This is a genomic window from Streptomyces sp. NBC_00273 (assembly GCF_036178145.1).
Classification (GTDB): domain Bacteria; phylum Actinomycetota; class Actinomycetes; order Streptomycetales; family Streptomycetaceae; genus Streptomyces.
In genome coordinates, this window is the sequence record NZ_CP108067.1 from 7,690,537 (window position 1) to 7,716,948 (window position 26,412).

Annotated in this window: 24 protein-coding genes and 1 riboswitch; of the genes, 17 read left to right on the forward strand and 7 right to left on the reverse strand. The window is 71.7% G+C overall.

The window, feature by feature from the left end:
- Positions 1 to 100 precede the first annotated feature (100 nt).
- The 3 genes from OG386_RS34455 to OG386_RS34465 all read right to left on the reverse strand — a co-directional run bounded on the left by OG386_RS34455 (position 101) and on the right by OG386_RS34465 (position 4,295).
- The gene (locus OG386_RS34455) at positions 101 to 865 is read right to left on the reverse strand and encodes an SDR family oxidoreductase (protein WP_328791287.1); all 765 of its coding nucleotides are present in this window, start codon (positions 863 to 865) and stop codon (positions 101 to 103) included.
- A 53-nt stretch (positions 866 to 918) separates the two neighbouring features.
- On the reverse strand, positions 919 to 1,818 hold the full coding sequence (locus tag OG386_RS34460; protein ID WP_328791288.1) for an RNA polymerase sigma-70 factor: 900 nt from the start codon (positions 1,816 to 1,818) through the stop codon (positions 919 to 921).
- A gap of 101 nt (positions 1,819 to 1,919) precedes the next feature.
- Positions 1,920 to 4,295: a chitinase C-terminal domain-containing protein gene (locus tag OG386_RS34465; RefSeq protein ID WP_328791289.1), complete on the reverse strand. Its 2,376-nt coding sequence runs from the start codon at positions 4,293 to 4,295 to the stop codon at positions 1,920 to 1,922.
- Between the two features lie 286 nt (positions 4,296 to 4,581).
- Positions 4,582 to 4,712: riboswitch (FMN riboswitch) on the forward strand.
- 148 nt (positions 4,713 to 4,860) lie between these two features.
- On the opposite strand from OG386_RS34465, the gene ribD reads away from it, so the two are divergent.
- From ribD to OG386_RS34520, 11 genes are all read left to right on the forward strand, one after another.
- Positions 4,861 to 6,006, forward strand: a complete 1,146-nt coding sequence (gene ribD, locus OG386_RS34470; protein WP_405786585.1) for a bifunctional diaminohydroxyphosphoribosylaminopyrimidine deaminase/5-amino-6-(5-phosphoribosylamino)uracil reductase RibD — start codon at positions 4,861 to 4,863, stop codon at positions 6,004 to 6,006.
- Positions 6,007 to 6,630: a riboflavin synthase gene (locus OG386_RS34475; RefSeq protein WP_328791290.1), complete on the forward strand. Its 624-nt coding sequence runs from the start codon at positions 6,007 to 6,009 to the stop codon at positions 6,628 to 6,630.
- On the forward strand, positions 6,627 to 7,280 hold the full coding sequence (locus tag OG386_RS34480; RefSeq protein WP_266598793.1) for a nicotinamide mononucleotide transporter family protein: 654 nt from the start codon (positions 6,627 to 6,629) through the stop codon (positions 7,278 to 7,280). Before OG386_RS34475 ends, OG386_RS34480 begins: the two co-directional genes overlap by 4 nt.
- A complete protein-coding gene (locus OG386_RS34485) occupies positions 7,277 to 8,566 on the forward strand; it encodes a bifunctional 3,4-dihydroxy-2-butanone-4-phosphate synthase/GTP cyclohydrolase II (RefSeq protein WP_328791291.1) in 1,290 nt (429 codons plus the stop codon). Before OG386_RS34480 ends, OG386_RS34485 begins: the two co-directional genes overlap by 4 nt.
- Positions 8,567 to 8,638: 72 nt before the next feature.
- Positions 8,639 to 9,124 carry a 6,7-dimethyl-8-ribityllumazine synthase gene (gene ribH / locus OG386_RS34490; protein WP_007262951.1) on the forward strand — a complete coding sequence of 162 codons (486 nt, stop codon included), beginning with the start codon at positions 8,639 to 8,641 and terminating at the stop codon, positions 9,122 to 9,124.
- A gap of 35 nt (positions 9,125 to 9,159) precedes the next feature.
- On the forward strand, positions 9,160 to 9,441 hold the full coding sequence (locus OG386_RS34495; RefSeq protein ID WP_030774590.1) for a phosphoribosyl-ATP diphosphatase: 282 nt from the start codon (positions 9,160 to 9,162) through the stop codon (positions 9,439 to 9,441).
- Between the two features lie 56 nt (positions 9,442 to 9,497).
- Positions 9,498 to 10,346, forward strand: a complete 849-nt coding sequence (gene hisG / locus OG386_RS34500; protein ID WP_328791292.1) for an ATP phosphoribosyltransferase — start codon at positions 9,498 to 9,500, stop codon at positions 10,344 to 10,346.
- A 74-nt stretch (positions 10,347 to 10,420) separates the two neighbouring features.
- Positions 10,421 to 10,885: a PH domain-containing protein gene (locus OG386_RS34505; RefSeq protein WP_328791293.1), complete on the forward strand. Its 465-nt coding sequence runs from the start codon at positions 10,421 to 10,423 to the stop codon at positions 10,883 to 10,885.
- A 200-nt stretch (positions 10,886 to 11,085) separates the two neighbouring features.
- On the forward strand, positions 11,086 to 12,486 hold the full coding sequence (locus OG386_RS34510; RefSeq protein ID WP_328791294.1) for a hemolysin family protein: 1,401 nt from the start codon (positions 11,086 to 11,088) through the stop codon (positions 12,484 to 12,486).
- Positions 12,483 to 13,526, forward strand: coding sequence for a hemolysin family protein (locus OG386_RS34515; protein ID WP_328791295.1), 1,044 nt, complete (start codon positions 12,483 to 12,485; stop codon positions 13,524 to 13,526). Before OG386_RS34510 ends, OG386_RS34515 begins: the two co-directional genes overlap by 4 nt.
- A 509-nt stretch (positions 13,527 to 14,035) precedes the next feature.
- Complete coding sequence (locus tag OG386_RS34520) at positions 14,036 to 15,850, forward strand: hypothetical protein (protein ID WP_328791296.1); 1,815 nt, start codon at positions 14,036 to 14,038, stop codon at positions 15,848 to 15,850.
- Between the two features lie 66 nt (positions 15,851 to 15,916).
- On the opposite strand, the gene OG386_RS34525 is transcribed toward OG386_RS34520, so the two are convergent.
- Positions 15,917 to 17,836: an AAA family ATPase gene (locus OG386_RS34525; RefSeq protein WP_328791297.1), complete on the reverse strand. Its 1,920-nt coding sequence runs from the start codon at positions 17,834 to 17,836 to the stop codon at positions 15,917 to 15,919.
- Between the two features lie 379 nt (positions 17,837 to 18,215).
- The gene (locus tag OG386_RS34530) at positions 18,216 to 18,848 is read right to left on the reverse strand and encodes a uridine kinase family protein (RefSeq protein WP_328791298.1); all 633 of its coding nucleotides are present in this window, start codon (positions 18,846 to 18,848) and stop codon (positions 18,216 to 18,218) included.
- A gap of 126 nt (positions 18,849 to 18,974) precedes the next feature.
- Between OG386_RS34530 and OG386_RS34535 the strand changes: the two genes are divergently transcribed.
- The 5 genes from OG386_RS34535 to OG386_RS34555 all read left to right on the forward strand — a co-directional run bounded on the left by OG386_RS34535 (position 18,975) and on the right by OG386_RS34555 (position 23,926).
- Positions 18,975 to 20,348 carry a peptidase C39 family protein gene (locus OG386_RS34535; protein WP_328791299.1) on the forward strand — a complete coding sequence of 458 codons (1,374 nt, stop codon included), beginning with the start codon at positions 18,975 to 18,977 and terminating at the stop codon, positions 20,346 to 20,348.
- 98 nt (positions 20,349 to 20,446) lie between these two features.
- Positions 20,447 to 20,878 carry an SPW repeat protein gene (locus OG386_RS34540; RefSeq protein ID WP_328791300.1) on the forward strand — a complete coding sequence of 144 codons (432 nt, stop codon included), beginning with the start codon at positions 20,447 to 20,449 and terminating at the stop codon, positions 20,876 to 20,878.
- Between the two features lie 218 nt (positions 20,879 to 21,096).
- Positions 21,097 to 21,249, forward strand: coding sequence for an SCO1431 family membrane protein (locus tag OG386_RS34545; protein ID WP_328791301.1), 153 nt, complete (start codon positions 21,097 to 21,099; stop codon positions 21,247 to 21,249).
- Between the two features lie 667 nt (positions 21,250 to 21,916).
- Positions 21,917 to 22,606 (forward strand): TetR/AcrR family transcriptional regulator, encoded by a 690-nt coding sequence (locus OG386_RS34550; protein WP_328791302.1) that lies wholly within the window; start codon positions 21,917 to 21,919, stop codon positions 22,604 to 22,606.
- A gap of 147 nt (positions 22,607 to 22,753) precedes the next feature.
- Positions 22,754 to 23,926 (forward strand): acyl-CoA dehydrogenase, encoded by a 1,173-nt coding sequence (locus tag OG386_RS34555; RefSeq protein WP_328791303.1) that lies wholly within the window; start codon positions 22,754 to 22,756, stop codon positions 23,924 to 23,926.
- 6 nt (positions 23,927 to 23,932) lie between these two features.
- Here the strand turns inward: OG386_RS34555 and OG386_RS34560 are convergent, their stop codons facing one another.
- Together OG386_RS34560 and OG386_RS34565 are read right to left on the reverse strand one after the other, a co-directional pair.
- Positions 23,933 to 24,127 carry a hypothetical protein gene (locus OG386_RS34560; protein WP_328791304.1) on the reverse strand — a complete coding sequence of 65 codons (195 nt, stop codon included), beginning with the start codon at positions 24,125 to 24,127 and terminating at the stop codon, positions 23,933 to 23,935.
- Between the two features lie 212 nt (positions 24,128 to 24,339).
- Positions 24,340 to 24,819, reverse strand: coding sequence for an HIT family protein (locus OG386_RS34565; RefSeq protein ID WP_328791305.1), 480 nt, complete (start codon positions 24,817 to 24,819; stop codon positions 24,340 to 24,342).
- 449 nt (positions 24,820 to 25,268) lie between these two features.
- On the opposite strand from OG386_RS34565, the gene OG386_RS34570 reads away from it, so the two are divergent.
- Positions 25,269 to 26,402 (forward strand): hypothetical protein, encoded by a 1,134-nt coding sequence (locus tag OG386_RS34570; RefSeq protein ID WP_328791306.1) that lies wholly within the window; start codon positions 25,269 to 25,271, stop codon positions 26,400 to 26,402.
- Positions 26,403 to 26,412 lie beyond the last annotated feature (10 nt).

A 26,412-nucleotide genomic window follows, 5' to 3' on the forward strand; every position in this document is an offset into this window, starting at 1 on the left:
GCCGGGGGGCGGGAGACGATCGGACTGACGGGAAACCCCCATGCGCGACTCTGATGCCGATCAAGAGGACCCCGCCCCCCCGAAGCCCCCGCCCCGCCTCCTACCCCCGCCCCCCACCCCGCCCCGCCGCGAACTGGGCGAACGTGAGGCGGCCCACCGCGTGGGACGGGGTCAGGTTGCCGCCGCGCTTGAAGCCCGCGTAGGCCTTGCCCGCCAGGGGGAGGGGGAGCACCCGGCGGTGGCGGCCCGTCGAGGCCAGGTAGGTGCGGGCCAGGTCCGGCAGGGTGTGGATCTCCGGGCCGCCGATGTCCGGGACCCGGCCCGACGGAGTCGGGACGGCCAGTTCCACCAGGCGGTCCGCGACCTCACCGACGGCGATCGGCTGGACCCGTACCCCGCCCGGCACGGGCACCGGCACCAGCGGAAGCTTCGCCGCCGTGTCCACCAGCTGCGCCACCAGATCGTGGAACTGGGTCGTGCGCAGGATGGTCAGGCCCAGCCCCGAGGCCTCCAGCAGCCGCTCGACCTTCAGCTTCGTGCGGTAGTAGCCGAGCGGCACCACGTCGACCCCGACGATCGAGATGTAGACGATGTTGGTGACGGTCCCCGCCCGCCGGGCCGCGTCGACGAGGTGCCGGGCGGCGGCCTCGTCGTCCTTGCCCCCGCCGCGCGTGTTGCTCGCGCAGTGCACGATCACCTCGGCGCCCGCCGTCGCCGCGTCCAGCCCGCTGCCGTCCGCCAGGTCGACCGGGTGGTCCGGGGCGTGCCGGCTCAGCGCACGGACCTCGTGGCCCGCGCTCCGGAGCCGGTCCACGACCAGTACGCCGAGGGTGCCGGTGCCGCCGGTGACGAGGATGGTGCTCACGGGTTCCGCCTTTCGCCGATGTCGTTCCTTCAGCAGCGGAGACCGGACGGCCCTCAGGAATGTGACAGCTGCCGCCGGAGGAATTCCAGCTTCTCCGGGTTGACCACCGTGCTGAGCCCGCTGACCAGCCCGTTCTCGAATTCCACCAGAAGAACGCCCGTCTCGCCGAAGAGCAGCGCCGGTACCCCGTTGATCTCCGCGACGCTGACCGGCAGGTCCCCGGCGAACTTCTTGAGCACCCCGATCGCGAACCGGGCCACCTTCTCCCGTCCCAGGATCGGCCGCAGCGCCGCGTTGACCACGCCGCCGCCGTCCGAGACGAACCGGACGTCGGCCGTCAGCAGCCCTTCCAGCCGGGTCAGGTCCCCGCTGCGCGCCGCCCTCATGAAGGTCTCCACGAGGCTCTGCCACCGTTCGGGGTCCGGTGCGAAGCGCGGCTCCGGCGCGGTCGGCCGGTCCGTGGCCACCCGGCCGGCCGCCCGCCGGTAGAGCTGGCGGCAGTTGGCCTCGGTGAGGTCCAGGAGTCCGGCGATCTCCCGGTGGCTGTAGGCGAAGGCCTCGCGCAGGACGTAGACGGCCCGTTCCACCGGCGTGAGCTGCTCCAGTAGCACCAGTAGGGCCATGGACACACTGTCCCGCTGCTCCGCGGACTCCAGCGGACCGAGCGTGCCGTCCCCGGTGAGGACGGGCTCCGGGAGCCAGGGGCCGACGTACGCCTCGCGCCGGACCCGCGCCGAGGTGAGGGTGTTGAGGCACAGGTTCGTGACGACCTTGGCGAGCCAGGCGCCGGGGTGCTCGATCTCCTCGCGGTCCGCGGACGCCCAGCGCAGGTACGCCTCCTGCACGGCGTCCTCGGCCTCTGCGGCGGAGCCGAGCATGCGGTAGGCGATGCCGAACATCCGGGGACGGTTTTCCTCGAAGTCCGCGTCGGACGCGGGGATGTGTGTGATCACCGGTGCAGCGTACGAGGCCGGGTACGTGCGGAACGAGCGAGGACCCGGTGGCCGCCGGGCCACCGGGTCCTCACCTTCACTCGTGGATCAGGGCGCAGGGGTCAGCAGGCGCCCTGGTCCTTCCAGACACCCCATTCACCGGTGGTGCCGGGCTCTTCGTTCTGCGTCCACCACTGGGCCTTCCAGGTGCGGCCCTTGTGGGAGACGAGGTTGCCGCTGTTGTAGACCGTGCCCGCCACGTACGCCGGATTGGTGCACGTCCCGCCCGGAGGCGTGGTCGGCGGGGTCGTGGGGGGAGTGGTCGGCGGGGTGGTGGGAGGGGTGGTCGGGGGAGTGGTGGGGGGCTGGGTGCCGCCGCCGGGCTGGACCGTCGTCGTACCGCGGGCCAGGTCGCCGGCGAGGGCGTAGGTGGTGCCGGAGATCTTCACCGTCCAGTTGGAGGGCGTCGACACCGGCAGGTAGTAGTTGAACGCCAGGTCGACGGAGGCGCCGGGGGCCAGGGTCTGCCAGGCCGGGAGCTTCAGGGAGACCCGCTGGAAGTCGCCCTTGAGGCCGCCGACGTTGGTGCCGGTGTGGCCGCTGCTGATCACGGTCGTGCCGAAGCCGGACTGGTCGGAGGCGTTGTTCGGGGCCGAGGTGCCGTAGTCGAACTGGAACTCGGTGCCGCCGGGCAGCGTGGCGTTCGTGTTGTTGGTGATCTTCAGCTTCGGGGTGAGCGGGTAGTTGGAGTCGCCCAGCTTGAACTCGGTGAACTCCGTCTTGATGTCCACGGCCTGGGTGGGCAGGGCGGTGGCGCCCGCCTTCTTCGCGCCGTAGGGGGAGGCCGACTTGAACTTCTGGTACATCGTGTCGGTGAGCGTGTCGCCCATCTCGTACTGGCCCTTGGCCGCGTTGTACGCGTAGTCGCCCGCGAGCTCCCAGACCATCGTGCCGCCGATGCCCTTGTTGATCACGTAGTCGGCCTTGGCGGCCACCGACTGCTCGTCCTCCGTCGAGAGGAAGACCTTCTTCTGGGCGTTCCACAGCCACGGCGCCACCAGGGTGGAGTCGTACTTGCGGACGTAGGTGCCGGTCAGCGTGGTGTTCGCCGGGAAGCCGTACCTGGTGACGTAGTCGCCCACGACGCCCTTCTCCAGGTTCTTGGCGTGCCACATCGGGTTGGAGCCGGCCGGGGACTCGACCCCGTTGGTGTCCTTGTCGTGCCACAGGTTGTCGATGCCGACCGCGCCGTCGCCGCACTTGGTCAGGCCCGCACCGGCCGGGCAGGTGGTCGCGGGAGCCTTGCCCCACAGGCCGTCGGTGCCGCCCTGCACGTTCTTGAAGCCGCGGGTGTAGTAGGGCAGGCCGATGTTGATCCGGCCGCCCGGCATCGAGCCGCGGAAGTAGTGGTACGCCCAGTCGGTGTTGAGGTAGCCGATGCCGCCGTACTGGGAGGTGGAGTAGACGCCGGCGGCGGCGAGTTCGCCGTCCTTGCCGTCGTCGAAGAGCGAGGCGTTGGGGCCGACGTACTCGTTCCAGGCGCCGTGCAGGTCGTAGGACATGATGTTGACGTAGTCCAGGTACTTCTGGACCTGGAACGTCTCCATGCCGCGCAGCAGGTAGCCGGAGGAGGGGGCGGCGACGGAGAGCAGGTAGTGCTTGCCGTCGGCGGCGCCCGCGCGGTCGAGCTTCTCGCGCAGGGACTTCATCAGGGCCGCGTAGCCCTGGACGAGGCCGGCGCGGCGGGCGTTGGCCAGTTGCCAGTCCAGCGGGTTGCCGGCGTCCTTCATGGTGGTCGGGTACTCGTAGTCGATGTCGACGCCGTTGAAGCCGTACTTCCGGATGAACTCGACCGAGGAGTCGGCGAAGGTGTCGATGCCGGCCTGGTTGACCGAGCCGTCGGCGTTCGTGGCCATCGAGTAGAAGCCGCCGGAGGCGACCCGGTTGCCGTCGTCGCCGAAGTAGCCGCCGGTCTCCGCCCAGCCGCCGACCGAGATCAGCGTCTTGACGTTCGGGTACTGCTTCTTGAACTTCGTCAGCTGGTTGAAGTGGCCCTTGTAGGGGAGGGCCGGGTCCATCTCGGCGCCGGCGACACCGGGCCAGGTCATCCCGGTGGCGGCGTTGTTCGCGCCGTCCGCGCCGACGGAGATCTTGTTGTCGGAGCCCACGTGGGCGAAGGCGTAGTTCAGGTGGGTGACCTTGGACCACGGGATGTTGTTGGCGAGGTAGGCGGGGGCGCCGTCCTTGCCGGTGCGCCAGCCGGTGAAGTATCCGATGACGCGGCGCTGGTGGTCGGCGCCCATCTTCTCGCGGCCTTCGGTGTCGTAGACCGAGCAGTACGGGACGTCGACGCCGGCGGTCTTGTACAGCCCGTCGGGGCGACAGCCCTCGTTGTCGGCCGCGTGCGAGACGCCCGCCGAGAGCCCGCCCACCAGGAGTCCGGCGATCGCTGCGCCGGATGCCAGGAGCATCGCTCTCGTACGTGTGGGGGACAGCATTGTGCCTCCTGGGGAGGGGAGGATGCAGGACACAACTGGACACGAAATGAAGCAACAGGAGTGGTGCAGAGGCGTGTTGGCCCGAGATGTGCGCACATCTGACGGGCCGTTCCCGGGAAGTTGAAGGGAACGTTAAGAGGACTAGACCACCCCGTCAATAGGTCTGGACCAATCCCGTCCGACTTGACAAAGTCCGCATCGGCCCCGACCTCCTGTGAGCCAGGCCACACCACATGACCCGCATCGCGCCCGATCGGACATGGCAGACTGGCTGGAGTACCAGTAGCAGCGCACTCCGGGGTCGGTGTAATTCCGAACCGGCGGTTATAGTCCGCGACCCGTCCGCAGCCAGCGGTCGGTTGACCAGGTGAGATTCCTGGACCGACGGTTAAAGTCCGGATGGGAGGCAGTGCGCGGCGGGCCAGTCACCGGTACGCCGCCGTCGGCGGTTCATCGGCACATCCCTGCGGATGTGCCCGGTCGAACCGTTTTCCGGCCTCGGCGTCCCCTGTGTGCTGTACCGCTTCATCTGTCGTATCCCGACAGGCCCCGGAGTCCGTGCCCGATGAGGCAGGAGGACCCGGTGGCGACACACGCCGCGCACGCAGCACCCGACGCGGACACCCGTGCCATGCGCCGAGCCATCGAGCTCGCGGCCCGCGGACTCGGCTCCACCAGCCCCAACCCGGTCGTCGGCTGCGTCATCACCGACGCGTCGGGCGCGATCGTCGGCGAGGGCTGGCACGAGCGGGCCGGCGGCCCGCACGCCGAGGTCCACGCCCTGCGCGCGGCAGGCGAGGCCGCCCGCGGCGGCACCGCCTACGTCACCCTCGAGCCCTGCAACCACACCGGCCGTACGGGGCCCTGCGCCCAGGCCCTCGCAGGCGCCGGCATCACCCGCGTGGTCTACGCCGTATCCGACCCGAACCCGCAGGCCAGCGGTGGCGGCGCCACCCTGCGCGCGGCCGGGATCGACACCACGGCAGGGCTCCTCGCGGACGAGGCCGAGGTGGGCAACGCCGCCTGGCTGACCTCCGTACGCCTGGGCCGGCCGCACGTCACCTGGAAGTACGCCGCCACCCTCGACGGCCGCAGCGCCGCCGCGGACGGCAGCAGCCGCTGGATCAGCTCCGCCGAGTCCCGGGCCGACGTCCACCGGCTGCGCGCCGAGGCCGACGCCGTCCTCGTCGGCGGCGGCACCCTGCGCGCCGACGACCCGCACCTCGCCGTGCGCGGCGTGGAGGGCGCCGTGCAGCCGCTGCGGATCGCCCTCGACGCCCGCGCCGCGCTCCGGCCGACCGCCCGCATCCTCGACGACGCCGCGCCCACCCTGCTCGTCGTCGGAGAGGACGCCGACACCCGGCACCTGCCCGGCGTCGAACTGCTCCGGCTGCCCCTGCAGGACGGCCGCATCGGCGTCCACGACCTCCTCACCCGCCTCTTCCTGCGCGGCGTGCGCTCCGTCCTGCTGGAAGGCGGGCCCACCCTGGCGGGCGCCTTCCTCGAAGGCGGCGCCGTCGACCGCGTCGTCGGCTACATCGCCCCGGCCCTGCTCGGCGCCGGCCCCGCGGCCCTCGCCGACGCCGGGATCAAGAACATCTCCGGTGCGCAGCGCCTCGACATCACCGAGGTCGTCCGCATCGGCCCCGATCTCCGCATCACCGCGGTCCCCGTCACCGCACCCACCGCCACCGCCACCAAGGAGCACTGAGTGTTCACCGGAATCGTCGAAGAACTGGGCGAGGTCACCGCTGTCGAGCAGCTCGAGGAAGCCTCCCGCTTCCGGCTGCGCGGCCCCCTCGTCACCGAAGGCGCCAAGCACGGTGACTCCATCGCGGTGAACGGCGTCTGCCTCACCGTCGTGGAGACCGCGGACGGCGAGTTCACCGCCGACGTCATGCAGGAGACCCTGAACCGCTCCAGCCTCGGCGCCCTGACCCAGGGCTCCCGGGTCAACCTGGAACGCCCGATGGCCCTCGGCGGACGGCTCGGCGGCCACCTGGTCCAGGGGCACGTGGACGGCACCGGCGAGATCATCTCCCGGACCCCCTCCGAGCACTGGGAGATCGTCAAGGTCGCCCTGCCGAAGAACCTCTCCCGCTACGTCGTCGAGAAGGGCTCCATCACGGTCGACGGCGTCAGCCTCACCGTGGTCGAGGCCGCCGCCGACTGGTTCACCATCAGCCTCATTCCCACCACCCTCGCGCTGACCACCCTCGGCATCAAGCAGAGCGGCGACCCGGTCAACCTCGAGGTCGACGTCCTCGCGAAGTACGTCGAGCGCCTGCTGGCCGCCGGCGTGAACCCGCTGCACGCGACGGGAGACGACCGGTGAGCGCCCTGACCTGGCTCAACGCGGAGGCCTTCACCGTCTTCGGCCAGAAGGTCATCTGGTCCGACATGATCGGCAACCTGATGGGACTGGCCGCGCTCGCGCTCGGCTGGCGCCGCTCGATCTGGACCTGGCCCGCCCAGCTCCTCTCCGGCCTGATCCTCATCGCCGCCTACGCCTCCGCCCACCTCGCGGGCGGCGTCGGCAAGCAGCTCCTCGTCATCGGCGTGGCCGTCTTCGGCTGGCGCGCCTGGCAGCGCGGCCGCCAGCGGGCCCAGGACGGCTCCATCGCCGTGCGCACCGCCACCTGGAAGGAGCGCGGGCTCCTCCTGGCCGGCGCGGCGCTCGGCACCCTCGCCGTCGGCGGCCTCTTCACGCTCTTCCCGAACCTCTCGTGGAGCCCGTGGGCCGACGCGTACATCTTCGTCGGCACCATCGTCGCGATGGTCGCCCAGGCCCGCGGCCTCGTCGAGTTCTGGTTCGCCTGGCTCCTCGTCGACCTGGTCGGCGTCCCCCTCGCCTTCAGCAACGGGCTGGCGTTCTCCGGCCTCGTCTACGTCGTGTACTTCGCCCTCGTGCTGTGGGGCGCCTACGACTGGTACCAGCGTTCCCGCACCAACCCCGCCCCGGCCCTGGAAGGAGCAACGGCATGACCATCCTCAAGCCCGTGCCCGACATCCCCGAAGAGACCTTCCGCCTCGACCCCGTCGAGCAGGCCATCCGCGACATCGCGGCGGGCCGCCCCGTCGTCGTCGTCGACGACGAGGACCGCGAGAACGAGGGCGACCTCGTCATCGCCGCCGAGAAGGCCACTCCCGAGATCATCGCGTTCATGATGAGCGAGTGCCGCGGCCTGATCTGCGCCCCCATGGAGGGCGCCGAGCTGGACCGGCTCGAGCTCCCCCAGATGGTCGGGAACAACACCGAGTCGATGAAGACCGCCTTCACCGTCTCCGTCGACGCGAGCGCCGCCCACGGCGTCTCCACCGGCATCTCGGCCGCCGACCGCGCCACCACCCTGCGCCTGCTGGCCGACGGGGTCTCCGAGCCCGGTGACTTCGTCCGCCCCGGCCACGTCTTCCCGCTGCGCGCCAAGCCCGGCGGCGTCCTGGTCCGCAACGGCCACACCGAGGCCGCCGTCGACCTCGCCCGCCTCGCGGGCCTGCGCCCGGCCGGCGCCATCGTGGAGATCGCCGGCGAGGACGGCGTCATGCTGCGCCTGCCCGAGCTGATCCCCTTCGCCCGCAAGCACGGCCTGACGATCATCTCCATCGAGGACCTGATCGCCTACCGCCGCTCCGCCGAGCCCACCGTGCGCCGCGAGGCCGAGGTCAGCCTGCCGACCGCCTTCGGCGAGTTCACGGCGTACGGCTACCGCTCCACCGTCGACGGCGTCGAGCACGTCGCCCTCGTCCACGGCGAGATCGGCGACGGCTCCGACATCCTCGTCCGGATGCACTCCGAGTGCCTGACCGGCGACATCTTCGCCTCCCAGCGCTGCGACTGCGGCCCCCAGCTGCACGCCTCCATGGAACGCATCAAGACAGAGGGCCGCGGCATCGTCGTGTACCTGCGCGGCCACGAGGGCCGCGGCATCGGACTCCTGTCCAAGCTGCGCGCGTACGAGCTCCAGGAGCGCGGCCGCGACACCCTCGACGCCAACCTGGAACTCGGCCTGCCCGCCGACGCCCGCGACTACGGCGCCGGCGCCCAGATCCTCGCCGACCTCGGCGTGCACGGCGTCCGGCTGATGACCAACAACCCCGAGAAGTCCGACGCCCTCGTCCGGCACGGCATCGCGGTCACCAGCCGGGAGTCGATGCCGATGGAGGCCGGCGAGCACAATCTGCGGTACCTGCGCACCAAGCGGGACCGGATGGGTCACGACCTGCCCTGGCTGGACGGGCCCGTGACCACCTCCGCCTGCGGCAACCAGTAGGCACGCACCACCACGCGTACGCACATCCACCCAACCCACCCCACCCAACACGAACCACCGAGGAGCAGAGCTGTGAGCGGCAAGGGCGCACCCGAACTGAGCGTGAAGAACTGCGGAGACCTCCGAGTCGCGGTGATCGCGGCCCAGTGGCACGAGAAGGTCATGGACGGACTGGTCGACGGAGCCCTGCGGGCCCTGCACGAGCTGGGCATCGACGAGCCCACCCTGCTCCGGGTCCCCGGCAGCTTCGAGCTCCCGGTCGTGGCGAAGGTACTCGCCGGTCGCGGTTACGATGCCATCGTCGCCCTCGGAGTGGTCATCCGCGGCGGCACCCCGCACTTCGACTACGTCTGCCAGGGCGTCACCCAGGGCCTGGTACAGGTGTCGATCGACACCGGAGTCCCCGTCGGCTTCGGAGTACTGACCTGCGACAACGACGAGCAGGCGCTGGACCGCGCCGGCCTCGAGGGGTCGAACGAGGACAAGGGGCACGAAGCGGTCACCGCCGCCGTCTCCACCGCCATGACCCTGCGCACCGTCAGCGAACCCTGGCGCTGAGTGGCGACGGGGAACCCCGTATTCTGAGGACCATCATGGCTGACAAGACCCCCAAGACCTTCGAGGAGCTCTTCACCGAGCTCCAGCGCAAGGCCGCCGAAGGCGACCCCAGTACCTCACGCACCGCCGAGCTCGTCCACAAGGGCGTGCATGCCATCGGCAAGAAGGTCGTCGAGGAGGCCGCCGAGGTCTGGATGGCCGCCGAGTACGAGGGCAAGGAAGCCGCCGCCGAGGAGATCTCCCAGCTGCTCTACCACGTCCAGGTGATGATGGTGGCGCGCGGGATCTCCCTCGACGACGTCTACGCGCACCTCTGAACCACGGCACGCACACCCGCCCGCAATCCCGTAATCCACGCACCAAAGGAAGCCCCATGCTGCGCATCGCCGTCCCCAACAAGGGTTCACTCTCCGGACCGGCGTCGGCGATGCTCCATGAGGCCGGTTACCGGATGCGCAAGGAGTCCAAGGAGCTCGTGGTCGTCGACCCCGAGAACGAGGTGGAGTTCTTCTACCTCCGACCCAAGGACATCGCGATCTACGTCTCCTCGGGCAAGCTCGACATCGGCATCACCGGCCGCGACCTGCTGCTCGACTCCGGCGCCAGCGCCGAGGAGATCCTGCCGCTGAACTTCGGCCGCTCCACCTTCCGCTACGCCACCACCCCCGGCACGGCGAAGGGTCCCGAGGACTTCAGCGGGATGACGATCGCGACCTCGTACGAGGGAATCGTCGCCAAGCACCTCGCCGAGAAGGGCATCGACGCCTCCGTCGTGCACCTCGACGGTGCGGTCGAGACCGCCATCCAGCTCGGCGTCGCCCAGATCATCGCGGACGTCGTCGAGACCGGCACCAGCCTGCGCAACGCCGGCCTGGAGGTCATCGGCGAGCCGATCCTCACCTCCGAGGCCGTCGTCATCCGCGGCAACGGCGCCAACGCCGACGACCCGCAGGTCCAGCAGTTCCTGCGCCGCCTGCAGGGCGTCCTGGTGGCCCGCAGCTACGTGATGATGGACTACGACTGCCGCGCCGAGCACCTGGAGCGCGCGGTGGCCCTCACCCCCGGCCTGGAGTCGCCGACCGTCTCCCCGCTGCACAACGAGGGCTGGGTCGCCGTCCGCGCGATGGTCCCCGCCAAGGAAGCGCAGCGGATCATGGACGACCTGTACGAGCTCGGCGCGCGTGCGATCCTCACCACCTCGATCCACGCCTGCCGCCTCTAGTCCCTTGGACGCGGCGTGCCGCACCGGCACGCCGCGTCACCGACCCGCACGCCACATCCAGAAGGCATCGCACCATGGCCGAGTCCGTCGCCCAGCCCGCCCCACCCACCCTGCCGGTCACCTTCCGGCCGACCCGCACCCGGGTCGTCCTGCTGGGCGTCGGCCTCGCCATGTTCGTCACCATCACGGCGATCGCCCTGCTGCTGGAGAACCTCAGCCCCGGCGAGCGGATCAGCTTCGTCTTCACCGCCGTCCTGCTGAGCTCCGTACTCGTCCTGCTCAGCCGCCCCAAGGTGGTCGCGGACGAGAGCGGCGTCACGGTCGTCAACCTGACCAACACCCGCCGCCTGGAGTGGGCCCAGATCCTGCGGGTCAACCTCCGCCCGGGCGACCCGTGGGTGTTCCTCGACCTCAGCGACGGCACCAGCCTGCCCGCCCTCGGCATCCAGCCGGGCATCGCCAAGCAGCAGGCGATCGGCGACGCCCGAGCCCTGCGCACCCTGGCGGAAACCCACGGAACGGGCACCGGCGACCACTGAGTCGGCCGATCCCCACGGCTGCGTACCGTTGCGGCCGGGATCTCAATGACTACCCTGGTGGCGGGGCGCAGCCGTGCGCCCTCCCACCGGCCCCGGGACCTCGTGGCCCGTGGGCACCTGCGACTTGAGGAGTGACTCCCTCCAGCAATGGACGGATCGTCCGGTAGTACCCGCGCCGCCCTCCCCTCGGAGGCGGCGGCATGACCATCCCGCTACTTCTGCTCGCGGCGGCCTTCGCACTCATCCTCGCCAACGGTTTCTTCGTGGCCGCCGAGTTCGGCCTCGTCACCGTGGAGCGACCCGACGCCGAACGCGCCGCAGCCGACGGTGACCGCCGTGCCCGCACGGTGGTCAAGGCCCTACGGGAGCTGTCCTTCCAGCTCTCCGGCACCCAACTCGGCATCACCATCACCTCCCTCGTGGTCGGCATGCTCGCCGAGCCCGCCCTCGCCGCACTGCTGGCCGGGCCGCTCGCCGCGACCGGCCTGCCGAAGGGAGCCGTCTCCGGCGTCGCCGTCGTCATCGGCATGCTGCTCGCCTCCGCCGTCCAGATGGTCGTCGGCGAGCTCGTCCCGAAGAACTGGGCGGTCTCCCGGCCGCTTCAGGTGGCCCGCTTCGTCGCCGGCCCCCAGCAGGTCTTCTCCCGCGCCTTCCGCCCGGTCATCGCCGGACTCAACGCCGTGGCCAACCGCCTCGTGCGGGCGCTCGGCGTGGAACCGACCGAGGAGATGGCGTCCGCCCGGACCCCCGGCGAGCTGCTCTCCCTGGTCCGCCATTCGGCCCAGGCCGGTGCCCTCGAACAGGACACCGCCGACCTCTTCGTCCGGACCCTCTCGCTGGGCGAGCTCACGGCCCAACACGTCATGACCCCCCGGGTGAAGGTCAGCGCCCTGATGCACACGGCCACCGCGGCCGACGTGCTCAACCTGACCCGTGCCACGGGCCTGTCCCGCTTCCCGGTCTACCGCGACCGCATCGACGAGATCACCGGCGTCGTCCACCTCAAGGACGCCCTCGCCGTGCGCGAGTCCGAACGCGACCGCACGAGCGTGAGCCGGATCTGCGTCGCCCCGCTGCTGGTGCCCGGCTCCCTGCCGGTGCAGCCGCTGCTGGAGCGGCTGCGCAGCGAGCAGCCGATGGCCGTGGTCGTCGACGAGTACGGCGGTACCGCCGGCGTCGTCACGCTGGAGGACATCGTGGAGGAACTCGTCGGCGAGGTCCGCGACGAGCACGACCTCGCCGAGGACCAGACCCCCGAACTGGCCGCGGTGGCGTCCGAGGACGGCCGCCCCTCCTGGGAGGCCGACGGCAGCTGCCGGGTACAGACCCTGCGCCGCATAGGCCTGGACGTACCCGAAGGCCCGTACGAGACCGTCGCCGGCCTCGTCGCCGATCTGCTCGGCCGGATCCCCGCCCCCGGGGACCGCGCGGAACTCCCCGGCTGGAAGTTGTCCGTCCGCCGCGTCGGCCGCAACCGTGCCGAGCGGGTCCGGCTGGTCCGGCTGGCGGCGGTGCCCGCGGCCGGCGCGTACCGGCCCGCGGCCGACGGCGCGGCCGTGCCCGAACCGCAGCGGGCCGAGCTGGAAGGCGCCGCCCGATGAACGCGCTCCAACTCCTCTTCGCCCTGCTGCTGGTCCTCGCCAACGGCTTCTTCGTCGGCGCCGAGTTCGCGCTCGTCTCCGTACGGCGCAGCCAGATCGAGCCCCTCGCGGCCGATTCCAAGCGGGCCCGCCAGGTGCTCCACGGCCTGGAGAACCTGCCGCGCATGATGGCCGCGGCGCAGTTCGGCATCACCGTGTGTTCGCTCACCCTCGGCGCGGTCGCCGAGCCCACCGTGGCCCGGCTGCTGGAGCCCGTCTTCCACGCCGTCCACGTACCGCAGGGCCTGATCCACCCCCTCGGCTACGCGTTCGCGCTCAGCGCCGTGGTCTTCCTGCACCTGGTGATCGGCGAAATGGTGCCGAAGAACCTGGCCATGGCCGCCCCGGAGAAGACCGCCCTGTGGTTCAGTCCCGGCCTGGTCGCCTTCGCCCGCCTGTGCGGGCCGGTCACCAGCGCGCTCGGCGCCTGTGCCGCGCTCGTCCTGAAGCTCTTCAAGGTGGAGCCCAAGGACGAGGTCGAGGCCGTCTACACCTCCGCCCAGCTGGGTCGGCTCCTCAAGGACTCCCGGCAGGCCGGGCTCCTGGAGCCGGTCGAGCAGGAGCGGCTGGAGGACGCGCTGGAACTGGGCAGCCGTCCCGTCACCGACGTCCTCCTCGGCCCGGACCGGCTGGTCACGGTCGGCCCGGCGGTGACCCCGCGGCAGATCGAGCAGCTGACCGTGCGCACCGGCTACTCCCGTTTCCCCGTGCGTGCCGACAGCGGCGCCTTCATGGGCTACCTGCACGTCAAGGACGTACTGGACCTGGAGGACCGGGAGCGGGCCGTCCCGCAGCGGGTCTGGCGCCGGATGACCACGCTGTGCTCCACCGTTCCGCTGGACGACGCCCTCGGCGTCATGCGCCGGGACGCCACGCACCTCGCGCAGGTGGCGGACCCGGGGGGCCGGGTCCTCGGCCTGGTCGCCCTGGAGGACGTCCTCGAGATGCTGGTCGGCGAGGTCCGCGACCCGGCCCACCGGGTGGCGCCCGCCCGTCGCTAGGCCGGCGACCGGTCGTTCCGCCCGCGGGCCCGCGAGGGTCCGGGGGCGGAACGTGCGGGACCGGACGTCCAGGGGCGAAGGGGACGGAGTCGGGTGTGAGGTCGGTCACCCCGAGCCGGTTCGTGCGCGTCTCGGTGAACCTCTATTGAGTCCCGGCCGTCTTGATGGCCGGATCGTCGGTTCGGGGACTTGAGTTGGACTTCACGGGTCGCCACACGGAACACTACGGACCCGGGGATCGTCTGGTTTCCCGGTCCGGCTCCGTCTGTGGTACCCCCGGGTGGCCCGGTCACCGTACGTCGGACGCCTCGCGATCGATCGAGCTCCCGTTCGCCCCATGGGTCGGCGGGGGCGTGATGCCGATGCGCTAGCGTGTCCGGCGTGGAGTCCCGTCGGCATGCCGGGGACGCGTGTCGGCCGGGTGCCCCGGCCGCCGCCCGCTGACCTCGCTCGCCCCGTCGAGCCGGCCCGACCTGCGGCAGAGTGCCGCTTCACGGAAGCGATTTGACATGACGGATTTGGCACCGAACATCATCGGCGCCCCCTCCAGCACGTCGGACGGCGCCACAGGCGCTCCGTCCGACGGGAAGTCGACGGCCCGGTCGGGCGGCCGCTTCGACCGCTGGACGCAGAAGCGCTGGTTCCTCCCGCTGGGGGAGGTCGTGGTCAGTGTCGTCGTCGCCCTCGGGTTCATGCTGCTGTGTACGCACATCAGCGTCAACCCCGTCACCCGGATCGGTCAGGTCAGCGGCCTCGCCAAGGTCCAGCAGTACGCGGCCCTGATCGGCATACCCGTCCTCGCGGTGCTGCTGTTCCTCGCCTACCGGGGCACCCTGCGCTACTACCAGGTCGCGCAGCGGCTGGTGTGCGCGGCCCTCGCGGGCCTGGCCACCGGCATCGTCGCGGGCGGCATCGCGGTCGCCCTGCACGGCACGCCGTGGGGCCTGGGCGGCCAGGAGGGCGACCCCGGCAACCTCATGGGCATGGCCAACGACATGATGCGCCACAAGGGCCTGCCGGGGGTCTACCCGCCCCTGTTCCCCGCCCTCCTCGCGCTCTGGGCCAAGGCCTTCCACAACGGCATCGCCGATGTGGGCCACGCCCTCAAGGACCTGCAGCTGATCCTCAGCGCACTGGTCGGCCCGATGGCCTACGTCGCGTGGCGACTGATGCTGCGTCCGTTCTGGGCGATGGCCATCGCCGTACCGGCCTCGATCGTGTTCCTCGACCCGATCCGCCCCTACAGCCACGGCTCCATGCTCGTCCTGCTGCCGCTGCTGGCCGCCGCCTTCCGCGAGATCCGCCGGGCCGACCAGCTCACGATGCGCTCCGCAGTGCTGCGCGGCCTCGGCTTCGGCATCGTGTTCGGCGTCATGTTCCTCTGGTACTCCGGCTGGTACCTGTGGGCCGCTCCGGGCGGTTTCGTCCTCGGCCTGCTGCTGTTCCCGTGGCGCCGCGGCCGGGTCGCCGTCAAGCGCGCGCTGGCCTTCCTCGGCGCCATGCTGATCACCGCCGCCGTCATCGGCGCGCCGCTGCTGTACCAGTTGGCCCGCCTGGGCGCCTCGACGGTGGACCGCTACGCCTACATCAACACCTACCTTGACCCGGCCTACGTGATGGGCTGGGCGTCCGACCGGGCCGGCGAGCAGACCTACCACAACTTCCCGGTGTCCGGCGAGCTCGCCGGCCAGACCGGCTTCGGCATCCTGCTGCTCCTCGGCGTGGGCCTCGGCGTGGGCCTCGGCCTGCGCAACATCGTGGTCCGCACCGCGGGCTTCGTCCTCGCCGGCGCCTGGCTGCTGCGCTTCTGGTTCGCCTCCCACATGGCGCACAACCAGGCCGTCCAGCTGTACCCGCGCACCACCTGGATCATCTTCTACTGCCTGATCATCCTGGCCGTCCTCGGCCTGATGCTCACCTACGAGCGCGGCTTCGGCTGGATCCGCGGCACGCTCCAGGAGGTCGCCCCGGCCCGGGCCGCCCGGATCTCCCCGCGCCTGCTGTCCCAGCTGGCCGCCGGCCTGATCTGCGTGACCGCCCTGTTCGCCACCATGGGCGGCTCCTGGTCGGCCAACCGCTTCATGCCGTCCACCAACCCGGGCGTCGAGGACCTCGGCCTGGACGCGCTCCGCGCCCACCTGCAGCAGCTGCCGAACGGGAAGTGCCCCAAGTACTCGCCGTACAAGGGCAGGCAGGACTGCGCTCCGGTCAACATGAAGCTGACCGAGTACGTCTTCGTGCCGCCGGCGCGACCCAGTCTCTGGTGCGCCAACACGACCCCCCAGAACCTCGAGTTCGTCTGCGGCCGCCAGCCGAAGAACTGACCGCTCAGGTCCGCACGCCGCCGGGGCCCGTCACGACGGGCCCCGGCGGCGCGTCTGCTTCCGCCCTCAGAGGGTCGGGGGCTCCGGCCGCTCCTGGGGGCCGCGGCCCGACAGGACCTCCCCGTACGCCTGCATCAGGTCGGGCAGCCGCAGCGTCGCCAGGTCGTCCCGCGACGGCTCACCCGCGAAGCCCGCCAGCCGCAGGTCCCGGTACGCGCAGCTCTTCTCGTACAGGGTCCGCAGGAAGCGGCCGTTGCCGAGCTCGTCGATCCAGCCCTGCTCCACCACGTGCGCGCTGATGCTGCGCAGCTCCTCCAGCGCCTCCTCGTCCCAGTGGTCCCCGTTCGCGTCCGCCAGCACCCCGCCGATCGCGGTCAGTTCCAGCGGCCGGTAGCTGGGGAAGTCCACCCGGGTGGTGAAGCGCGACGACAGCCCCGGATTGGCGGCCAGCAGCCGGTCCATCCCCGCAGGGTAGCCCGCCAGGATCACCACCAGGTGGTCCCGGTTGTCCTCGGCCCGCTTCAGCAGCACCTGCAGGGCCTCGTCGCCGTACGCGTCGCCCTTGCTGTAGCCCGAGTTGGACAGCGAGTAGGCCTCGTCGACGAACAGCACCCCGCCGATCGCCGAATCGATCAGCTCGTTCGCCTTCACCGCCGTCTGCCCGAGGAACTCGCCCACGAGGTCGGCCCGTTGGGCCTCCACCAGATGGTCGCCGCCGAGCAGCCCCAGCGCGTAGAACACCCGGCCCAGGATCCGGGCCACGGTCGTCTTGCCCGTACCGGAGGGCCCGGAGAACACGAAGTGCCGCTTCGGCGGCTGCACCGGCAGCCCCTGACCCGCCCGCAGCCGCGCCATGTGCAGCTGCGCCGAGAGCGCCTTCACCTGCCGCTTGACCGGTTCCAGGCCCACCATCCGCTCCAGCTCCGCCAGCGCCTCGGCGAGCGCCGCCGGGTCCGCCGGCCCGGCCGGCAACCCCTCGGGCGTGCCCTGTGGCGGGACCGGCGCCTTGCGCCGCGCCCCCTCCACGCGTCCCGCCGGGGGAGCGGGCGGAACCAGCGGATCGGGCTCCACCTGGCCGTCCGCCGCGACGTCCTGGACGGGCCCGCCGCCCAGCGCGACCGCCGCGAGGTCCCCGCCGGCCGGGGACGGGCCGTGCCCGCTGTAGCCCCCGTACGCGGCGTACCCCGCCAGGCCCGCCAGATCGGCCACGCCGTCGGTGTCGTCACCGTCCTCGATGGCCGTCAGCCGGGCCGCCGTGTCCATGAACGAGGGATCCACCCGGTGCACCGCCCGGTACAGCGGCAGCGCCGCCGCGCTGCGCCCGGTGCCCTCCCGCGCCCGCGCCAGCCAGTACCGCAGCTCCTTGCGCTGGGGCTGCTCGCTGCGACACCGCATCAGCGCCGCCGCCAGCATCGGCTCCGCCTGCCCGTACATCTCCAGCCGGACCCGCGCCATCCCGCCGAACAGCCCGGCCTCGATGCCCAGCAGCGGATCGTTGACCAGCGGCTCGGTGTGTCGGACCAGCTGCTCCCAGTCCTTGACCAGATAGGCCCGGCAGGCGTGCAGGAACCGTACCTGCGCATCGGTGTCCACCGGCGGCAGCGCGGCCAGGGCCTGGTCCAGTTCGGGCACGTGGCGGCCGTCCAGCCAGTGCGAGGCATGCGCGAGGAGCAGATCGCGCCGGCTCTCCAGCACCGGCTGCACCCACCAGCCCAGCCAGTACCAGGAGTTCAGCGTCCGACGGTGCCGGGCGCGCTGCTCGCCGAACCGGTCCCGGTGGGCGTACATGCGAAGTAACGCGTTACCGGTGTCGACCCGGAGCGCGTGCAGGCCCAGCCATGCGTCCGCCATGGAGGGGTCGAGCCGTACGGCCGCCCGGAACTCTTCCTCGGCCTGCGGATAGGCGCCCATGGTGCAGGCGTCGACCCCGCGCAGCCAGGCCAGTTCGGCCGGGGCGTGCATGCTGCCCGGCGTGCCGAAATCCATCACGTCCCCCACAAGCCGCCCCCGTGGTGCGCGGCAACCTCCGTGACGAGCACATGAGTTGCCCACTGCGCCGATGAAATCAGGGCTGCATCGTACCTGCGGTCACGCACCTTACGTAGGGCGCGACAGGTCCGTTTCCGGCGTGCGCCCCTGGGGCGAACGGTGACTCAGGGTGAAGGATCGGGGTGGATCGGCCGCGCGTGACACCGCCCGGGAGGGGGTTCGCGGGCAGAACGAAGCCCCCGATCACGGGGGAACAACCGGGGGCTTCGTGTCCGCGGCAGCCCGTAGGGGCCGCGCATTCAGAACGTAGGGCCGTCGCGGGCCCCGGGTCAAGCGGGTCGGCCGGGGCCCGGCGGGGGCGGATTTCCGGGGGCGTTCAGGCCCGGGGGAGTTCGTTACTCCCGGTGACGGAAGCGGAGGATCCTACGGTCGCACGGGCCCCGGAAGACCACTCGTATCCCGTACCACTCTGGCGTACCAGGGTGTCGGCGAAGGGGCGCGAAGGATCGTTGGAGAAGTGCGCGCGCTCCGCGCGCTCCCATCCGTCCCAGAAGTCGGAAAGTTCACGCCCGTCCCGGTTCCGCCCCCGTTGCCAGGACTGCTCGCGCGGCGTCTCCATCCACAGCAGCCGCGCCAGCCGCGGCCGCAGCGCCGCCCGCCCCGCGCCGACCCCCTCGACCAGGAGCACCGGCGCCGGCTCCAGCACCCGCTCGGGACCGAACCGGCGCTCCACCCAGTCGTACGGGGCCCAGTGCGCGGGTCGTCCGGCGGCGAGTGGCTCCAGCACCTGCGCGCGCAGCCGCTCCTCCCAGCCGAACAGCTCCTCGTGGGTGGCCACGTCGTCCAGGTGCAGCACGGGCGCCCCCAGCGCCTCGGCGAGCCGCCCCGCAAAGGTGCTCTTCCCGGACCCGGCGTGCCCGTCGATCCCGATCAGGCGCACCGGGCCGAGGGACGGCGGCAGCGCGGCGAGCTCCCGGGCGAGTGACTCAAGTGACTGGTGCGACTCCACCCGACCAGCGTAGACAGGCCCGACACGACCCGCGGCTTCGGGCCGCCGCCGCCGGGAACTGCAAGGGTGATGCCGGAAGCCACCGGAGAGCCACCGAAGGACCGACCCACCCTGGGGGAACACGCGATGACCGAACCCACGCCGCGCAGGGCCGTACTCGTCGCCGCACTCGCGGTCGCCACCGCGGCCACCGCCGCCACCGTCTCCGGCGCCAGCGCCTCGGCGGCCCCTCCCACTCCTCCCGCCCCGCGGGCCCCGGGCCGCACCGTCGACAACCGCTTCTGGTACTCCTACGGCCACTGGCTCGCGGGCACCCACCAGGGCACCACCGCCGTCGGCGGCGCCCGCCCGGGCCTGGAGATCGCCACGGCCGTCGGCCGCACCGAGTACGCCGACCCGCACACCGGTCGCAAGAGCACCTGGGAGTACGCCACCTGGACCTCCCCCGTGCACCGTTCCACCGTGCCCGCCACCGAGGCCATCGCCTCCTGGAACGCCCGCACCCCGGCCGGGACCTGGATCCAGATCGAACTGCGCGGCACCTACACCGACGGCACCGCCACCCCCTGGTACGTGATGGGCCGCTGGGCCTCCGGCGACGGGGACATCCGCCGCACCTCGGTGGACGGCCAGAGCGACGGCAGGTCCACCGTCTGGACCGACACCCTGGCCCTCGACCCGCCGGCCGCCACCGCCGGCCTGCGGATCGCGGCCTGGCAGTTGCGCCTCACCCTCCACCGCAGGCCCGGCGCCGAGCACGGTCCCACCGTACGGCTCGCGGGCGCCATGGTCTCCGACGTCCCGGACCGCTTCACCGTCCCGGCCTCCACCCCCTCCCGTACGGCCCACGAGCTGAAGGTCCCGCGCTACTCGCAGGAGGTCCACGCCGGCCGGTACCCCGAGTACGACAACGGCGGCGAAGCCTGGTGCAGCCCCACCTCCTCGCAGATGATCATCGAGTACTGGGGCGGCCGGGCCGCCCCCTCCGACCTGACCTGGGTCGACCCGAAGTACTCCGACCCGCAGATCTGCCACGCGGCCCGCTCCACCTACGACGCCGCCTACAAGGGCTGCGGCAACTGGCCCTTCAACGCCGCGTACGCCGCCACCTACCGCGGGCTGGCCGGAGTCGTCACCCGCCTCACCTCCCTGACCGACCTGGAGACCCTGGTCCGGTCCGGCATCCCGGCCATCACCTCCCAGTCCTTCCGCCCCGACGAACTCACGGGCGCGGGCTACGGCACCGCCGGCCACCTGATGACCGTGATCGGCTTCACCGCCGCCGGGGACGTGATCGCGAACGACCCCAACTCGCGGGACAACACCGCCGTGCGCCGCGTCTACAAGCGCGCCGAGTGGGAGAACATCTGGCTGCGTACCAAGCGCACGGGGGCCTCCGGCAAGGTCACCTCGGGCTCCGGCGGCATCTGCTACCTCTACGCGCCGGCCCGCCTGAGCCGGGCGCAGTTCCGGGCGCTGCGGGCGGTGGGGGTGTTGTGAGAATGTCGCCCACTTTTCCGTTGACCAAGCGGCACGGATAAGCGGAACATAGTGGGGTAAATGGCGGATAAAGGCTTCTCAGTAGGAGGCGGCCGGCCATGACCACCCATCCCAACATCGAGCACCACCCCGATCTCGCCGAGATGCGCACTCGGTTCGAGCGGGTGACCACCACTCCCCGGGCGCAGGCCGTCGAAGCGCTCGCCCTGATCACGGGCCTGTACCTGGCCGCCTCGCCGTGGATCGTGGGGTTCAGCGCCCTCACCCCGCTGGCCATCAACAACCTGATCGCCGGCCTGGCCTTCTGCCTGTGCATGAGCGGTCTGGGTTCCGCCTACGAGCGCACTCACGCGATGGCGTGGACGGCGGTCGCCCTCGGAGCGTGGACGATCATCGCCCCGTGGGCCATCGCCGGTGAGATGGACACGACGCGAACGGTGGTCAGCAACGTGATCGCCGGAGGCATCGCCCTGTGCCTCGGCCTCGCGATGGCCGGCATGGCGAGCCGCGACCGGGGGTCCCGCACCTGAGGGGGCGCCGGAGGGAGCGCCCCATGAACGAGCGCGCCGGGTCCCGACCGACGAGGCCGGGGCCCGGCCGTCTGCCGCCGGGACCCGGGCCCGGGTCGCCCCCGCTCATCTCCCTGCCCCTGCCCCTGCCCCTGTCCGTGTATGTCGGTGTTTGCGTGATGCACGCCACCCATGACGTCCCTACCGCGAAAGCCGCGAACGCTGGCACATTGGACGCCATGACTGCCGACAGCGCCGCCCCCATCGCCGCTCCCCGGAGCCTCGCCCGGACCGGAGGCCCCAAGGACGACTCCACCTGGCTGGAGCACGTGCTCGGCTGGACCCTCGTGGTCGTCGTCGCCATGTTCGTCACCCAGGTCGGCTGGCTCTGAGCCCCTCCCGGTCCGGGATCGCGAGGCCTCCAGCAGCGGCCCGTCCGGGCTGAAGGCGACGCACAACAGCCCTTCGACGCACCCGCCCGCCGTACCTCGTGAGGTGCGAGGTCTCATGGCCGCGCAGATCGAGGGGCCTGGCCGCGAGAGCGTACCCCTCCCCGCCGTCCCGGGTGCGTAGCCGGTAGTCGCGGAGCGACGCCGCGCGCACCTCCAGCGCCAGCACCTCCAACGGCCCGCCCGCGGTGGGCGCCTGGGCAGACCCGGCGGTCCCGGCGGCCCGGGCGGCCGGTACCCGTGGAACCCCGTCGACCGGGCCCTGCGCGGACCAGGAGCGGGAAGAGCGGGACCAGCAGACCGCCCGAGAACGGCCGGGTCCGCAGCCGCAGCCGGTCGCGGACCAGGCGTGCGACTTCACCCCCACCACCTCGATGTTCCCGGTCGATCTACGGCGTCCCGAAAGCGGCGTCGCCGTCGAGTCGCCGTCGAGTCGCCGTCGACGGAGCGGTCCGTCCGCAGGTACGAGGTGGGGCCCTTGCTGCTCAGCTTCGAGGAGAAGACCCCCGATGCTCTTGCCGCCAGATGCGCAGGGAAGTGCGAAATGAGCTCGGCGCGCAGGTCTGCCCTAAGGTGGGCGTCCTGTGGCAGTTCGAGGCTAGGGCTGGATTTGAATAATAGTCAACAGCGCGGAACGACCGGTCGATCGCAAGCGCGCAGGGCCGAACTCATAGCCACCGGGCGCAAGTTGTTCGCCGACACCCCGTACGACGCGCTCTCCATGGACGACATCGCCAAACACGCGGGCGTCGCCAAGGGGTTGATCTACTACTACTTCGACAGCAAGCGCGGCTACTACCTCGCCATCGTCGAGGACTCCGTGGCCGAGCTCGTCGCCCGGGCCGGCGGCGACACCGACCTTCCCGGCGCGGAGCGCGTCCGCCGCACCATCGAGGGCTACCTGCACTACGCCGAGCACCACCGCGCCGCCTACCGCACCATCGTCAGCGGCGGCGTCGGCTCCGACGCCGAGGTACTCGCCATCCGCGACGTCGTCCGCGAGGAGCTCGTCGCCACGATCGCCGAAGGCGCGTACGGACGCCGTGCCCTCCCGCCGATCGCCCGGCTCGCCCTCGTGGGCTGGCTCTCCGGGGTCGAAGGAGCCACCCTGGACTGGATCGGGGTGCTCGGCGCCCCGGGACAGCCCGATCGCTCCGAGCTCGGAGCCCTGCTCGTGCGCCAGCTGCGCGCGACACTGGAGGTGATCGAGGAGTTCGTCCCGGAGTGTCCGGCACCTCCCGGCTCCGAAGAGCCGTTCGATCCGCTCGGTGATCTTGCCCCGGTGACGGGAAGCCCCTGATCGGGCATACTCAAGCCGCCGCAGCCGCTGAACAGCCCCTTCCGTGACCCGGGAGGGCAGCATCGGCTGTGGGATTACCGAGACCCGGTGGCGCGTCCCACACCTCACGCGTCGCCGCCGTGCCCGACCAGGGAGGAGAGCGCCGCCATGACTGACCGCGCCCCGCAGCCGGTGGACCGACAGCTGCCCACCGAGGAGTCCCGGGACCTCCTCGCCCTCGTACGTGAGATCGCGCAGCGGGAGATCCGCCCCAAGGCAGCCGAGGAGGAAGACTCCGGCCGGTTCCCGCGGGAGGTCTTCACCCTGCTCTCCGAGGCGGGCCTGCTCGGCCTTCCCTACCCCGGGGAGTTCGGCGGCGGCGAGCAGCCGTACGAGGTCTACCTCCAGGTCCTGGAGGAGCTGGCCGCGGCCCGCCTGACCGTCGGCCTCGGCGTCAGCGTGCACTCCCTGGCCTGCCACGGCCTCGGTGGCTACGGCACCAAGGAGCAGCAGAGCGCCCACCTGCCCGCGATGCTCGGCGGCGGCCTGCTGGGCGCCTACTGCCTCTCCGAGCCGGCCGCCGGCTCCGACGCCGCCTCGCTCACCACCAAGGCGGTGCGGGACGGCGACGACTGGATCATCACCGGCACCAAGGCCTGGATCACCCACGGCGGGGTCGCCGACTTCTACACCGTCCTCGCGCGCACCGGCGCCGACGGGCCCAAGGGCATCACGGCCTTCCTGGTCCCCGGGGACGCGGAGGGCCTGACCGCGGCCGTGCCCGAGAAGAAGATGGGCATGAAGGGTTCGCCCACCGCCCAGCTGCACTTCGACGGCGTACGGGTCCCCGACGCCCGCCGCATCGGCGAGGAGGGGCAGGGCTTCAGCATCGCCCTGGCCGCACTGGACGCCGGGCGCCTGGGCATCGCCGCCTGCGCCATCGGCGTCGCCCAGGCCGCACTGGACGAGGCCCTGACGTACGCACTGGACCGCAAGCAGTTCGGGCACCCGATCGCGGACTTCCAGGGGCTGCGCTTCATGCTGGCCGACATGGCCACCAAGATCGAGGCGGGCCGGGCGCTCTACCTCGCGGCGGCGCGGCTGCGCGACGCGGGCAAGCCGTTCTCCCGCCAGGCGGCCATGGCCAAGCTGTTCTGCACGGACGCGGCGATGGCCGTCACCACGGACGCGGTGCAGGTCCTCGGCGGGTACGGCTACACGGCGGACTTCCCCGTCGAGCGGCTGATGCGGGAGGCGAAGGTGCTCCAGATCGTCGAGGGCACCAACCAGATCCAGCGCATGGTCATCGCCCGCCACCTGGCGGGCCCGGAGACGCGCTGACCGCGGTCAGTACAGCCCGCTGCTGGTGGTGGGCCATACCGGGGAGGACGTGAGCCGCGACCACTCCGGGTCGCGCCGGCCGGGCAGCGTCCGGCCGGCATCCGCCCACCGTGCCAGCAGATCGCGGTAGATCGGCGTATCCGGCACCTGCTGCGCCTGCTCACGCGGACGCTGAACCGATTCTTCGAGACCCGGCGCCACCAGTCGACGCCTTCGGCCCGTTGAAGACTGAAGCATGGTCATACCTCGCCAACGCGGAACCGAAGGGCCGGGTAATCGCCCCCGGGGTGCGCCCATCCGTTCGAGGTGTCGCCGGGGGCGGGGCGGGGCGGCCGAACGGCGCTTTCGACGTCCGGCCGCCGATCGGCACCGATCGACGGGCCCGCCGACCTCCGGTCGGCGGGCCCGCACCGTCAACGCACGCCCGCCAGCTGGTCCAGCTCCGCGCCGATCGCTCCCCGCAGCTCGTCATGCTGCGGACCGAGTGCGAACGTGCCGTCGCTCCAACTCTTGCGCGGATACAGCCAGACGGGCCTGCCCACGAGATCGGCCGGCTCCCACTCGAAACGCGGCCACACGTGCGCGTGCAGGAAGCCGTCGGTGTTGCCGAGGATCTCCAGGTTCACGCGGCGGAAAGCCGGGTCCAGACGCCGGCACGCCCGCTCGACTGCTTCCCCCAGCCGATCCATGTCGGACAAGAAGGCCAACCGCCGTGCCCTCGGCAGGTCCGACAGCCGTTGCACGGCTGGGTCATCCGTCAGGAGCACCGAGTATCCGGGCAGGAACTGGACGTCCCCGATCACCGCGAAACCCGCCTCGAGGCGCCTGAGCACGGAGGGGTTCTCTCCCCGCAGCGCACTTCCGATCCGGTCCGTCTGCCAGTCATCACTCATGACTGCGAGGCTACACACCAAGATCACCGTGAAAACCCGCCGCGGGGTCGGGTGGGCGGGATCGGGCCCCTGGGGCGGGGGTCGGGGCGGGGCGGGGTCGGATCGTTGAGCCGGGGCTTCGGGGCGGGCGCCGGGGTCGGGGCGGGGTCGGATCGTTGAGCGGTGGCGTCGGGTGTGCGGAAACCCCATGTGCATCCCTGATGCCGCCCACTCGGCTCCCGCCCCCCGAAGCCCCCGCCCCGCCCGCCCGGCTCCCGCCCCCCGGGAGGCCGCGGCATGGCGCGCCGGTCTGTCAGAGCGTGCCAGAAGGGTGGTCCCGAGACTGGTTTCTGACGTACCGTCATATCCGCTCGAGCAGTCCCGCCCCGTCCCCCTCGCCACCCCCCTGCTCCCCCCCTGCTCCCCCCTTGCCCCCGCCGATCCGAAGCCGTCCGTCCAGGAGGTTCGTCATGCCCGCCGACCGGCCCGTCGCGCTCGATGAATACCCCATCCACCAGGCGCCCTTGTCGATGAAGCACGTCGTCAGCGGTGACCGCAACGCCTACGACCGGTGCATCTTCCACGTCTTCGACCACGCCGGCCGCGCCGTCCTGATCCTCGGCCTCGGCGTGTATCCCAACGCCGGGGTCATCGACGCCTATGCCACCCTCCGCATCGGCGACGAGCTGCTCGCCGTCCGGGCCTCCGACGCCCTCACCGACGACCGGATGAACCTCTCGGTGGGGCCCCTGTCCATCACCGTCGACGTACCGCTCAAGCGGCTCACGCTGCGCTGCGCCGCCGATCCGGCAGACCCGCACGGGCTCTCGTACGACATCACCTGGACCGCCGAGTTCCCCGCCGTCTGGGAGCCGCACCACGTCCAGCGGCGCGGCGACCGCCTCATGCTCGAAGGCCGCCGCTTCGTGCAGGCCGGCCAGGTCGCCGGAACCATCCGGGCCAAGGGGGAGGAGTTCACCCTCAGGTCGGGGGAGTGGACCGGCACCCGTGACCGGAGTTGGGGCGTGCGGCCGATCCCCGGCGAGGAGGGGGGCCGCGCGGCCGACGAGTACCGCCCCGAGGGCTTCCACTGGCTGTGGATCCCGGTCCGTTTCGAGGACCGCTTCGTCATGGTCATCGCCCAGGAGGACGCCGACGGCCACCGCACCCTGAACGAGGCCGTGCAGGTCTTCCCCGAGGGCAGCGGACGCCACGACGTCCAACTCGGCTGGCCGCACACGGAGATCCGCTACCGGCCCGGCAGCCGGCACCCCGAGCGGGCCGTTGTGCACCTCACCGACCCCTCCCGCAAGCCCCTCGAACTGGGCGTGGAGATCCTCAACTCGTCCCCGCTCGCCGTCGGCGCCGGCTACCCTCCCGCCGCTGACTGGCAGCACGGCACCTGGCAGGGCCGCGGCTGGAGCGACCGCCGCGTCTACGACCTCTCCGACCCCGCGGCCCACCCGATGGCCGCCTTCGGAGTGACCGACCACTCGGCCCGCTTCACCCTCGACGGGCAGATCGGCCACGGCATCTTCGAACACGGCAGCTTCGGTCGCCATGACCCGAGCGGTTTCGCCGACTACTCCTCCGTCGCCCAGTAGGAAAGGGGAT

Excerpts from the sequence above, each read along its gene's own strand:
- OG386_RS34520 (WP_328791296.1), top strand. The coding sequence starts at position 14,036 with ATGACGGATTTGGCACCGAACATCATCGGCGCCCCCTCCAGCACGTCG.
- hisG (WP_328791292.1), top strand. The coding sequence starts at position 9,498 with ATGCTGCGCATCGCCGTCCCCAACAAGGGTTCACTCTCCGGACCGGCG.
- OG386_RS34515 (WP_328791295.1), top strand. The coding sequence starts at position 12,483 with ATGAACGCGCTCCAACTCCTCTTCGCCCTGCTGCTGGTCCTCGCCAAC.
- OG386_RS34485 (WP_328791291.1), top strand. The coding sequence starts at position 7,277 with ATGACCATCCTCAAGCCCGTGCCCGACATCCCCGAAGAGACCTTCCGC.
- OG386_RS34545 (WP_328791301.1), top strand. The coding sequence starts at position 21,097 with ATGACTGCCGACAGCGCCGCCCCCATCGCCGCTCCCCGGAGCCTCGCC.
- ribD (WP_405786585.1), top strand. The coding sequence starts at position 4,861 with ATGAGGCAGGAGGACCCGGTGGCGACACACGCCGCGCACGCAGCACCC.
- OG386_RS34505 (WP_328791293.1), top strand. The coding sequence starts at position 10,421 with ATGGCCGAGTCCGTCGCCCAGCCCGCCCCACCCACCCTGCCGGTCACC.
- OG386_RS34570 (WP_328791306.1), top strand. The coding sequence starts at position 25,269 with ATGCCCGCCGACCGGCCCGTCGCGCTCGATGAATACCCCATCCACCAG.
- OG386_RS34565 (WP_328791305.1), bottom strand. The coding sequence starts at position 24,819 with ATGAGTGATGACTGGCAGACGGACCGGATCGGAAGTGCGCTGCGGGGA.
- OG386_RS34555 (WP_328791303.1), top strand. The coding sequence starts at position 22,754 with ATGACTGACCGCGCCCCGCAGCCGGTGGACCGACAGCTGCCCACCGAG.
- OG386_RS34495 (WP_030774590.1), top strand. The coding sequence starts at position 9,160 with ATGGCTGACAAGACCCCCAAGACCTTCGAGGAGCTCTTCACCGAGCTC.
- OG386_RS34465 (WP_328791289.1), bottom strand. The coding sequence starts at position 4,295 with ATGCTGTCCCCCACACGTACGAGAGCGATGCTCCTGGCATCCGGCGCA.
- OG386_RS34525 (WP_328791297.1), bottom strand. The coding sequence starts at position 17,836 with ATGGATTTCGGCACGCCGGGCAGCATGCACGCCCCGGCCGAACTGGCC.
- OG386_RS34540 (WP_328791300.1), top strand. The coding sequence starts at position 20,447 with ATGACCACCCATCCCAACATCGAGCACCACCCCGATCTCGCCGAGATG.
- OG386_RS34535 (WP_328791299.1), top strand. The coding sequence starts at position 18,975 with ATGACCGAACCCACGCCGCGCAGGGCCGTACTCGTCGCCGCACTCGCG.
- OG386_RS34510 (WP_328791294.1), top strand. The coding sequence starts at position 11,086 with ATGACCATCCCGCTACTTCTGCTCGCGGCGGCCTTCGCACTCATCCTC.